General features: G+C 72.6%; 9 protein-coding genes. 5 read left to right on the plus strand and 4 right to left on the minus strand.

What is annotated here, in order from left to right:
- Nucleotides 1-145 precede the first annotated feature (145 nt).
- Nucleotides 146-1,834: an NsdA family TPR-like regulatory protein gene (locus tag AB0J52_RS14220; RefSeq protein ID WP_500182010.1), complete on the minus strand. Its 1,689-nt coding sequence runs from the start codon at nucleotides 1,832-1,834 to the stop codon at nucleotides 146-148.
- A 556-nt stretch (nucleotides 1,835-2,390) separates the two neighbouring features.
- Between AB0J52_RS14220 and AB0J52_RS14225 the strand changes: the two genes are divergently transcribed.
- The 4 genes from AB0J52_RS14225 to AB0J52_RS14240 all read left to right on the plus strand — a co-directional run bounded on the left by AB0J52_RS14225 (nucleotide 2,391) and on the right by AB0J52_RS14240 (nucleotide 6,382).
- Nucleotides 2,391-2,750, plus strand: a complete 360-nt coding sequence (locus AB0J52_RS14225) for a hypothetical protein (protein WP_500182011.1) — start codon at nucleotides 2,391-2,393, stop codon at nucleotides 2,748-2,750.
- Nucleotides 2,751-3,115: 365 nt separating this feature from the next.
- The gene (locus tag AB0J52_RS14230; protein ID WP_500182012.1) at nucleotides 3,116-4,141 is read left to right on the plus strand and encodes a mechanosensitive ion channel family protein; all 1,026 of its coding nucleotides are present in this window, start codon (nucleotides 3,116-3,118) and stop codon (nucleotides 4,139-4,141) included.
- 123 nt (nucleotides 4,142-4,264) lie between these two features.
- Nucleotides 4,265-4,666 (plus strand): globin, encoded by a 402-nt coding sequence (locus AB0J52_RS14235; RefSeq protein ID WP_500182013.1) that lies wholly within the window; start codon nucleotides 4,265-4,267, stop codon nucleotides 4,664-4,666.
- A gap of 138 nt (nucleotides 4,667-4,804) precedes the next feature.
- On the plus strand, nucleotides 4,805-6,382 hold the full coding sequence (locus tag AB0J52_RS14240) for a glycoside hydrolase family 13 protein (protein WP_500182014.1): 1,578 nt from the start codon (nucleotides 4,805-4,807) through the stop codon (nucleotides 6,380-6,382).
- 115 nt (nucleotides 6,383-6,497) lie between these two features.
- On the opposite strand, the gene AB0J52_RS14245 is transcribed toward AB0J52_RS14240, so the two are convergent.
- From AB0J52_RS14245 to AB0J52_RS14255, 3 genes are all read right to left on the minus strand, one after another.
- Complete coding sequence (locus AB0J52_RS14245; protein WP_500182015.1) at nucleotides 6,498-7,916, minus strand: S28 family serine protease; 1,419 nt, start codon at nucleotides 7,914-7,916, stop codon at nucleotides 6,498-6,500.
- Between the two features lie 122 nt (nucleotides 7,917-8,038).
- A complete protein-coding gene (locus tag AB0J52_RS14250; RefSeq protein WP_500182016.1) occupies nucleotides 8,039-8,260 on the minus strand; it encodes a hypothetical protein in 222 nt (73 codons plus the stop codon).
- Nucleotides 8,261-8,393: 133 nt separating this feature from the next.
- On the minus strand, nucleotides 8,394-8,837 hold the full coding sequence (locus AB0J52_RS14255; RefSeq protein ID WP_500182017.1) for a MarR family winged helix-turn-helix transcriptional regulator: 444 nt from the start codon (nucleotides 8,835-8,837) through the stop codon (nucleotides 8,394-8,396).
- A 123-nt stretch (nucleotides 8,838-8,960) separates the two neighbouring features.
- On the opposite strand from AB0J52_RS14255, the gene AB0J52_RS14260 reads away from it, so the two are divergent.
- On the plus strand, nucleotides 8,961-10,469 hold a 1,509-nt coding region (locus AB0J52_RS14260), incomplete at its 3' end, for an MFS transporter (RefSeq protein ID WP_500182018.1).

Consider the following 10,469-nt stretch of genomic DNA (forward strand, 5'->3'; position numbering starts at 1 on the left):
GACTCGGCCCCGAGGCCGGTCGGGTCGGCGCGGTGGCCCGGCGACTCGGCGCGGTGGCCGGACGGTTCGGCGCGGTGGCCGGGGGCCGGGCGCGCCGGCACGGCCTGGGGTCCGGGCAGATGGCCCTCTGGCTGTGGCATGCGCGTCAGACCTGCTCTGCCGGCGGGACCGACGGCTTCGGTGGCTGGACGGGACGGGTCGAGGGGCTCTGGACGTGCGGCCCGGCCAGCGCCTCGTAGAAGTCGGTCAGCTCGTGCAGCCCCGGGTGCTTCTGGCTCACCGCCGCGCCGACCTGCCGCGCCCGGTGGACGAGGATGTCCGAACGGTGCTCTACCGGCAGGTCGAGGATCGCCTCCCGGGCCGTGGCGAGCGCCGCCTCCGGCTGTCCGGCGTGCAGCTTGCACGACGCCCGGTCGAGCCGGACCAGGGTGAGGTCGACCCGGTCGGTCGGCGCGTACAGCGTGAGCGCCCTGCTCAGTGACTCCTCTCCGCCCTTGTGGTCGCCGAGGTTGGTGTAGGTGTCGCCCTCGTAGAAGGTCATCTGCCGTTCGGTGAAGCCGAACACCAGGTCGCCGGTGTGCTCCTTGCTCAGCTGGTCGAAGACCGACCGGCCGCGCAGCAGCGCCCGGCGGGCGCTCGGCGCGGCGTCGCCGCGGCCGCGCAGCGCGAGCTGGCCGAGGGCGCGCGCCTCGACCGCGGGCGCCATCGCGGCGGCCACGCTCGGGTCGCGCCCGGCGAGGTCCTGGGCCTTGCGGGCCAGGTGCAGGGCCTCGCGCGGGTCGCCGTAGTACATCGGCACCAGCGCCTCGCGCACGGTCACCCAGGCGCGCAGCTTGCGGTCGCCGGTCTCGTCGGCGGCCGTCCGCGCGGTCCGGAAGAACGAGCGCGCCAGCCGGTGGTCGCCCAGGTTGATCATGATCAGCCCGGACAGCCCGGACAGCTGGGCGGCGATCCGCAGCAGCCGCTCCTGCAGTTCGACGGGCTGGCGCTTGTCGGCCATCCGCCGGACCTCGGAGAAGTCGAGCAGCACGTCGCAGAGCATCCGCAGCGACGGGGTCGCCTGGTACTGCTGGCCGTAGCCGAGCGTCGTCTCCTCCCACTGGTCGAGCATGGTCGGTGACACGGTCGCGCTGACCAGGGTGTCGTCCATCTTGCGCCGAAGGTTGTCCACGGCGCCGAGGAACTGGCCGTCGAGCGTCACCACGCCCGATCCGGCCAGCAGGCTCAGCAGGGTCCTACGAAGCACGATGTCCTCCTCTCCCACATCAATGGAGGCGGGGCCGTCAGCGCGGTCCGGACCCCTGGGGTTTCTGACGGAGATCCAGTGCCGGTCGTCCGGCGCCGGGACCACCACCGCCCCGATCAGGGCGTCGGTGGGGGCCGGCGGCCGGGGGCCCGGATCCCGCTGGGACGGGGCGGCCGCGGGAACCTGGCCGCCGGCCGTCTCGGCGGGACGGGTCGCGTGGCCGCGCCCGCAGATGCAGGGGCTGCGGTACCCGAGGTCGTCGGGCTCGACCCGGTAGACGGCGCAGAGGTAGTGGAGGTACTCGGGCCCGGGGCGCTTGTAGCCGCTCTCGTAGGCCGACAGCAGGGTGTCGCCGAGCTTGGGCTCGGGCTTGCCGTCGATCTCGAACAGCGCCCGGACCTGGGCGACGATGTCGGACAGCGCCACGCCGTGGGCGAGGCGGTGCGCCTTGATCGGCGTGATGCCGAACAGCGGCCCGCACTGATCGTGGATGTCGACCGCGATCTGGGCGGGGGCGCGTCCCCGGGCGAGACCGCGCGCCCTGATCCGGCGCGCGATTTCGGTCTCCTTCTTCGGGGGGTCTGACATCGTTCCGGCCTCCTCACCGCTGGGCCGGGGGGGTCCTCGGGAGCGAGGGCCAGACCTCGGGGCCACGGCGACCGGTAGCTAGGTCAACCTCATCGGACGGAGAATTCCCGCACACCCGCCATGAGCAGGCGATACGAGAAATAATCTCTTGCGCACGCAGCGTAACGCCCGCACCGGGGCAGGCCAAGCCATTCCCGAGAAACGCGGACGCCCTGGGAGCGCCTTCTCTCCCCCGGGTAGAGATTTCTCCACCAAGGGCCGCGGACCTCTCCCCGGGATGGGGAATCCCGTACTTCGCCGGACAGCCGGGCCCTTGACCCACCACCGTTGGGGTTGCGATTCTCGCCGCGAGTAATGGTACGGAAGCGCTGAGTTCGATCACGTGGGGGTCCGGTCCCGGCCGGGATGAAGATCATCTCCCGCGGCGGGAGCGGCCGTCCGGCACGGTGCCGTCCGGCATCGTCCGGAAACGGCGCGGCACGCAAGCGGCACCGGAACGGAACGGCACGGCACGGGCGGTCCTCGGAGGGCACGGGAAGACGGAGGGGGTGCGCAGGTGGCACACGACGAGCGCGTCGGCTACCTGGAGGAGCTGGAGCACGAACTCGACACGCGCGGCCTGGTCGCGCGGGTGGTCCGGACCCGGTCCGGGCCGGCGTTCCTGCGGGTGGTGAACCCGGCGGCCGCGAGCCTGGCCGAGGACGTCACCTGCGCGCCCGCGCCGGAGACACGCGACCACTACTACTGGTGGTCCTGGGGGGAGCGCATGCACCGGGTCGACGACCCGCGCGGGGCCGCGTCGAAACTGGCGCACGTCCTGCAGCCGCTGCGGCAACAGACGCGCGGTCTCGAGGCGCAGGGCTTCGAGATCCGCGATCCGGCCACCGCGGGGAGCGGGCCCTCGGCCCGTCCCTGAGGGGGCCGGAAGCGTCCCCGGGGGCCGTGGCCGACACGGCGCGGCAGCCACGGCCCCCGCGGGACCTGAAACGGGCGGCGCGCCCGGCCGGCGCCGCCGTGCGGGACCGGCTCCGGAGCGCCCGACCCGCGTGATGGCGTGACCAGGGCTTTCGTACCTACTCCCCCCGACCGGCCGCGGATCCGCTTCCCCACCCCGTCCATCCGGGTCCGCGGCCCGGGGGCAGACCCTTCGAGACCGATGCGCGTCAGTCGTCCGGCGCCGGCCGAACCCGTCGTCACCGTCCCCTACGATCGGGCTCGTACCGCCGCAGGTCCACGACGATGTGACGCGGCATCCACCATCGGTCGGGAGGGTCTGCCCCCATGTACGGCACAGTGGCGTCCGGCGCGTCCGTCCACGCGGCGGCGCTGAGCGAGCCCCTGGTCAAGATGGACGGCAAGGCGGAGCAGTACTGCGGCGCCGATCCGAAGGCCGCCTGCCGCCTGTTCTGGAACATCACCCACAGCCCGGACGCCACCAGGGTCGTCCACGAGTGGGACATGGACGTCTGGACGGGCAAGCTCGTCGCGATCATCGTGACGTTCGTGATCGCCCTGGTCATCCGGAACATCGCGCACCGGATGATCACCAGGATCACGCTCCGGATGGCCGAGGGCACCATGTCGGAGAAGGTCCGGGAGAGGAGCCGGACGATCTTCGAGGGCAGCCCGGCGCTGCTGTCCCAGCGGCGCGCGCAGCGGACCAAGACGCTCGGCTCGGTGCTGCGCTCGGTGGCGTCCGTGGTGATCATGGGGACGGCGCTGTTCAGCATCCTCGGCTACCTCGGGCTGAACCTGACCCCGATCGTCGCCAGCGCCAGCGTGATCGGCGTCGCGGTCGGCTTCGGCGCCCAGAACATCGTCAAGGACTGCCTGGCCGGCATGTTCATGCTGCTGGAGGACCAGTACGGCGTCGGCGACGTGATCGACGTGGGCAGCGCCAAGGGCACGGTCGAGGCCGTCACCCTGCGGGTCACCCGGATGCGGGACGTCGACGGCGTGGTCTGGTACGTCCCGAACGGCGAGATCAAGAAGGTCGGCAACGAGTCGCAGAACTGGGGCCGGGCGGTGCTGGACATCCCGGTCGACATCAACGAGGACGTCGAGAAGGTCAAGGACATCCTGCAGGGCACGGCCGACCTGATGGCCGAGGACCCGCGGTGGAGCGACGAGATCCTGGAGCCGCCGTCGGTCTGGGGCGTCCAGGCGCTCGCGGCGGACGCCCTGGTCATCCGCGTGGTGCTGAAGACGGCCCCGGGCCGGCAGGCGGCCTGCGCCCGCGAGCTGCGCGAGCGCGTGAAGGTCGCGTTCGACCAGGCGGGCGTCTCGGTGGCCGCGTCGGTGGGCTGATCCGCCGCCGCCGCGGGCCGGCCCACGGGCCGGCGCCCGTTCCGGCCGCCGTCCCCGGGCGGTTCCGGGTCCTGAACGATCAAGAGGCGCAAGCGGGCTCCCACCGCATAGGCTTGGGGCGTTATGGCTGATCCCGAACAGGTGACCTTCTACGAGGCGGTCGGAGGCGAGGAGACGTTCCGCGTCCTCGTGCACCGCTTCTACCAGGGCGTCGCGGACGACCCGGCGCTGCGCGCGATGTATCCGGAGGAGGATCTCGGCCCCGCCGAGGAGCGGCTGCGGCTGTTCCTCATCCAGTACTGGGGCGGTCCGACCACCTACAGCCAGCAGCGCGGGCATCCGCGGCTGCGCATGCGGCACGTCCCCTTCGTGGTGGACGAGGCGGCCAAGGAGGCCTGGCTCCGGCACATGCGCGCGGCGCTGGACGAGACCGTCGCCGAGTGCGGGCTCCAGCCGCAGGCGGAGCAGATGCTCTGGAACTACTTCACCATGGCCGCCCAGGCCATGATCAACTCCCCCTCCTAGCCGTCCGCCGGGTGCGTCCCGGCACCCGAGAGACCGGCCCCGGGCGCGCTGCGCAGGGGCCGGACGCATGCCGGGAGGCGGTTCGCGCGCCTCCTCCCGCCGGGTGAAGGTTCTTCCTGTTCCGGGTAGATCGTTGGTATGACGCGATCCCCCTGGTGGCGCCACGCCGTCGTGTACGAGGTCTATGTCCGCAGCTTCGCCGACGGCGGCGGCGACGGGGAGGGCGACCTGCGGGGCGTCCGGTCGCGGCTGCCGTACCTGCGCGACCTCGGCGTGGACGCGCTGTGGCTGACGCCGTTCTACCCCTCGCCGCTCGCCGACGGCGGCTACGACGTGGCCGACTACACCGGCGTGGACCCCCGGTTCGGCACGCTGGACGACTTCGACGCGCTGGTCGCCGACGCGCACGCGCACGGTCTCCGGTTGATCATCGACATCGTGCCGAACCACACCTCGGACCGGCACCCGTGGTTCCGGCGGGCGCTCGCCGCGCCGCCGGAGGACCCCGCGCGGGACCGGTACGTGTTCCGGCCCGGCCGGATCCAGCCGGACGGCCGGATGGAGGGCCCGCCGAACGACTGGCCGTCGATGTTCGGCGGACCGGCCTGGGAGCGGCTCCCGGACGGCCAGTGGTACCTGCACCTGTACGCGCGCGAGCAGCCCGACCTGAACTGGCGCGACCCGTCCGTCCGCCGGGAGTTCGAGGAGATCCTGCGGTTCTGGCTCGACCGCGGCGTGGACGGCTTCCGCATCGACGTCGCCGCCGGCCTGTTCAAGAACCCGGCCTTCACCGACCTCGGCGAGGACGCGCGCACCGCCCTGTACGGCCGCATCTACAGCCGTCCGGAGGTGCACGGCGTGTACCGGGACTGGCGGCGGATCCTGGACTCCTACGACGGCGACCGGATGGCGGTAGGCGAGGTCTGGACCGACTCCCCCGACGACCTCGCGCGGTTCCTGCGCCCGGACGAGCTGCACCAGGCGTTCCAGTTCGACCTGCAGCTCGCGCCCTGGTCGGCTCCGGCGTTCCGGGACGTGATCCGGGCGGCGTGCGCGGCGGTCGCGCCCACCGGCGCCGCGCCGACCTGGGTACTGTCCAGCCACGACATGCCCCGGCACGTGACGCGGTACGAGCAGCCGCGCGGCCTGCCCGGCATCGGGGCGGCGCGCGCCCGCGCGGCGCTGCTGATGATGCTCGCGCTGCCCGGTTCGGCCTACCTGTACCAGGGCGAGGAGCTGGGCCTGCCGGAGGTCGAGGACATCCCCGAGGAGGCCCGCCAGGACCCGATCTCGCGCCGCACCGGCGGCCGCCAGCCCGGCCGGGACGGCTGCCGGGTGCCGCTCCCCTGGTCCGGGACGAAGGAGCCGTACGGCTTCGCTCCGGAGGGCGTGCGGCCGTGGCTGCCGATGCCCGCGGACTGGGCGTCCCTGACGGTCGAGGCGCAGGAGCGCGACCCGGGGTCGATGCTCGCCTTCTACCGCCGCGCGCTGGCGCTGCGCCGCGAGCTGCTGCCCGGCCTGCCGGAGGAGATCGAGTGGCCGGACGACGCGTCCGGCACGACCGTGGTCTTCAGCCGGGGACGGCTGACGTGCGCGCTGAACTGCTCGGACAATCCCGTCCGGCTGCCGCCCGGCGAGGTCGTCCTGTCGAGCGCGCCCTGCTATGGCGACCTGCTCCCCGGCAGCACGTCCGCATGGATTCGCACTGGGGACTGAGCGGGCGCACGCGCGGCGGACATGACGAGGCGTGGGACACGGACCGGGGGAAGGTCCGCGCCCCACGCCTCGGGGGTGGGAACCGGAAGCCCGCGAACGGGCCTCGGCTCAGCGGCTACAGCGGGGGTCGCTGCGCCAGGGTCGGGTCCTCGCCCATCGGGGTCGGGACGGCGGTGGCGGCCCGCATGGACGGGGCGACGCCCGCCCAGCGCTGCAGGTCGGCGACGGCCTTGGCGCGCTGCGCGTCCGGCAGCTTGGCGATGAGCCGGCCGCTGTGGTTCATGCCCGGGGCGACGTAGACGGCCGAGTCACGGCTGCCCTTGCCGAGCCGGAACGGCTTGCTGCCCCACGGGTCGTTGGCGCCGTAGACGAACATCATGTGGTCGGCGTTGCGGCGCACCCACGAGTCGATGTCGCGCATCGCCCGGCCGTTGTCGAACTTCATCGCGATGTCGCGCGGCACGTACGTCCGGGGGACGTAGCTGCTCTCGTAGCGCAGCAGGTCGTGCAGGTTCGGGAACTTCGGCGACGGCCAGCCGAGCTGCGTGCCCGCCTGGTAGTAGTACGGGATGTACCTGCTCAGGTTCTGGTCGGCGTAGGACGAGCCGTCCGCGACGTCCATGAACACCTGGTAGATGGCGTCGTCGGAGGCGTTGGTCGCGGGCAGCGAGGCGCACTCGGACTGCAGGTGGTACTGCCAGAAGCCCCACTCGAAGTCCATGACGGAGTTCTCGAAGGCGCGGTCGGTGCCCTTGAGGATGGAGAACGTCCAGCCGTTGGCCTTGGCGTCCGCGTTCAGCCGCGTCTCCATGGCCGTGCGGCGCTTCAGGATCTCGCGGGCCAGGTCCTTCACGTGGGCGCGGCACTGCGGGTCGGTGCCGACCGTCCGGAAGAACCTGTCGTACGCCTGGTCCTTGTTGTTGTCGTAGTCGTTCGGCGCGACGTACACGACCGAGCCGGCGACGTCGTTCGGGTAGAACCGCTTGTGGTACGTCGCGGTCATGCCGCCCTTGCTGGCGCCGGTGTTGATCCACTTGGCCTTGTAGATCGGCTTGAGCGCCTGGACGATCCGGTGCTCGTCGGTCGCGGCCTGCCAGATGTTGTCGTACTTCCAGTTCGCGTCCGCCGGGCGGGACGGGGTGAAGTACCGGTACTCGACCGAGATCTGGTTGGCGTTCAGCAGCGCCGTCGGCTCCGACTGGAACATCGTCTCGGGCGTGTTGTAGCCGCTGGTGTACTCCACCATCGGGGCCGCCGCGTCGCGGTGCTCCAGCATGATCCGCTGCTCGAACCACTTGCCCCGGGGCTTGCGGTGGTCGACCGGCTGCTTGTAGGTCAGCCAGAACCAGCGGTAGCCCGGCAGGGTGGACGACTTCTCCTGCACGTTCATGCCGGGAATCGCCTTGAGCTGGGCCAGGATGTCACCGCTCGCGGCCGGCGCCGCGGCCTGGGCCGCGCCGGCGAGGCCGAGTCCGGAGGCGGTCAGGCCGCCCGCCAGCAGCAGGGTCATCGCCCTGTGGGAAACGCGCCGCATCTTCTCACCTTCACGTGGGATCGCCACAATTCGCGATGCGACCGTAGAGGGAAGAAGTAGGACGAAAACATACCGGGGGGACGCTTGTTACACACACGTGACCAAGCGACGACCCGCCCTTCTCACACCATGCCGCCGCTCAGCAGGTGCGTGACCAGCCAGGCGAGGCCGAGCAGCAGCGCGAGCCGGCGCAGCTGCCAGCCGAGCGGCTTGCCGCGCACGGCGAACGCCTTCCAGATCACCTCGGACAGCGTGTCGCCGGGCTGCCGGTTGAACACCGCGGGCAGCTCGATCGCGAAGAACATCAGGACCCACAGGATCCAGGCGAAGACGTAGGGGGACATCGGAACCTCGGACGGGACGGCCTCCGCGGCGGGGGACGGTGTCCGCGGAGGGAACGGTTTCCGCCTGGTTGATCCCCGTATGCCGAGATCGTTACCCCAGATCAGCGGCACTGTTTCCAGAAAACTCCGGAAACTAGGTGAGGACGTCCACCGCCCGTCCGAGCAGCAGGCGGAGCGCCTCCAGCTCGTCCGCGTCGAACGCGTCCACGATGCGGCGCTCGACGGCGACGGCCGCGGCGTCCGCCTCGTCCAGCAGGGCCTCGCCCGCCGGGGTGAGCCGGGTGACGAGCACCTGCGCGTGGTCCTCGGACGGGCGGCGCTCGACCAGCCCGCGCGCCTCCAGCGTCTTCAGCACCGTCGTCATGCTCTGCGGCGTCACCGCGCAGTAGCGGGCGAGCCGCGCCCCGGAGATGCCGGGCGCCAGCGAGAGCGTGAACATCGCCGCGTACTGCGGGACGGTCAGCCCGAACGGCCGCAGCACGCGGCTCTTCTCGGCGATGAGCGCCTGCTCGGCCCGCTTGATCAGCATGCCCGGACGCCAGGCCGTGGCCCGCTCGATCCGCTCGTCGGCCTCCATCGCCCTCCCTTTCCGGACGCACCCTACCAAGCCACGACGACTTGACAAGACCCGCATGTGCATCAGAGATTGTGTCTCCATCAAAGCTCTTATGGTTATTCGACTTCGAAGGGATGGCCCGCCATGTCCGGCCCCGCCATGTCCGGCCCCGCCATGCCCGGCCCCGACCGGCGCCCGCCCGCCGCCGTGACGCTCACCGTCGTCTGCGGCGCGCTGCTGCTCATCCCGATCACCGCCACCGGCGCGGCCGAGGCGACCGCCGACGTCGGCCGGTCGCTGCACGCCGGCCTCGCCGCCTCGCAGTGGGTCGTCAACGGCTTCTTCCTGACCTTCGCGAGCCTCATGGCGGGCACCGGCTCGCTCGCCGACCGGATCGGACGGCGCCGGATGTTCGCGGGCGGTCTCACCGTGTTCACCGCGTCCATGCTGGTCGCGACCGCCGCGCCGGACATCGGCGCGCTCGTCGCCGCGCGGCTGCTCGCCGGCGCGGGCGCGGCCGCCGCCACCACGGGCGGCAGCGCGCTGCTGGCCGCCGCGTTCCCCGACGGCCCGGCCCGCGTCCGCGCGTTCGGCGTGTTCGGGACCGTCCTCGGCCTCGGCCTCGCGTTCGGCCCGGTCGTCGCCGGGCTGCTGGTCACCGGCCTCGGCTGGCGCGCGTTCTTCGGGGCCGCCGCCGTCGCGCTGCTGCCGAGCCTGCTCGCCGTCCCGCTGCTCGCCGAATCGCGGCGGGACGCGTCCGGGCCGATCGACTGGACGGGCGCCGCGACCTTCACCCTCGGCCTCTCCGCGTTCACGTTCGCGCTGGTCGAGGGCCCGAGCCTCGGCTGGACGCACCCGGCCGTCCTCGCCGGGTTCGCCGCCTGCGCCGTCCTGCTGGCCGTGTTCGGGGCCGTCGAACGGCGGCATCCGAGCCCGCTGGTGGACCTCGCGCTGCTGACCCGCCCGCGCTTCGTGGCGATCTCCGCGATGCCGTTCCTGCTCGCGTTCGGGTTCGTCGCGCTCACCATCGTCCTGCCGCCCTACTTCATGGCGACCCAGCACGCGTCGGCGAGCCGGGCGGGGCTGACGCTGATGCTGCTGACCGGGCCGACGCTCGTCCTGCCGCCGCTCACCGGCCTGCTCGGCCGGCGGCTGTCCCAGCGGGCCCTGCTCGTCCTGACGCTGCTGCTCGTCGCGGCCGGGACGGCGCTGCTGGCGCTCGTCCCGGGCGGCGCGGGCGCCGGGGCCCTCGCCGCGCCGCTGCTGCTGATCGGCGCCGGCTTCGGGATCTCCCTGGCCATCATGGACGGCGCGGCGATCTCCGCCGTCGAACCCGAACGCGCCGGGATGGCCGCCGGGGTGTTCAACACCGCCCGGATCAGCGGCGAGGTCGTCGCCGTGGCCGTCCTCGGCGCGCTGCTCACCACGTTCACGCGCGCCGGCCTGGCCGGACGCTACGGGGAGTCCGCCGCGTCCGCCGCTACCTCCCGGCTGCTCCAGGGGGACGGGACTCCCCCGCGCGGCGTCGCGGCGTCCGGATACGCCGAGGCCGCCACGCACGCGTACGCGAGCGCGCTGCATGACGCGCTGTGGGCGCTCTCAGGGTTGACGCTGGTCGGAGCGCTGGTCGTCGCCCGGCTCCTGCGCCCCGCC

The organism is Spirillospora sp. NPDC049652 (genome assembly GCF_040675125.1).
In the GTDB taxonomy this organism is placed as follows: Bacteria; Actinomycetota; Actinomycetes; order Streptosporangiales; family Streptosporangiaceae; genus Spirillospora.

Bases quoted from the DNA above. Each gene is read 5' to 3' on its own strand.
- AB0J52_RS14230 (WP_500182012.1), top strand. From the start codon at position 3,116: ATGTACGGCACAGTGGCGTCCGGCGCGTCCGTCCACGCGGCGGCGCTG.
- AB0J52_RS14240 (WP_500182014.1), top strand. From the start codon at position 4,805: ATGACGCGATCCCCCTGGTGGCGCCACGCCGTCGTGTACGAGGTCTAT.
- AB0J52_RS14220 (WP_500182010.1), bottom strand. From the start codon at position 1,834: ATGTCAGACCCCCCGAAGAAGGAGACCGAAATCGCGCGCCGGATCAGG.
- AB0J52_RS14250 (WP_500182016.1), bottom strand. From the start codon at position 8,260: ATGTCCCCCTACGTCTTCGCCTGGATCCTGTGGGTCCTGATGTTCTTC.
- AB0J52_RS14235 (WP_500182013.1), top strand. From the start codon at position 4,265: ATGGCTGATCCCGAACAGGTGACCTTCTACGAGGCGGTCGGAGGCGAG.
- AB0J52_RS14255 (WP_500182017.1), bottom strand. From the start codon at position 8,837: ATGGAGGCCGACGAGCGGATCGAGCGGGCCACGGCCTGGCGTCCGGGC.
- AB0J52_RS14245 (WP_500182015.1), bottom strand. From the start codon at position 7,916: ATGCGGCGCGTTTCCCACAGGGCGATGACCCTGCTGCTGGCGGGCGGC.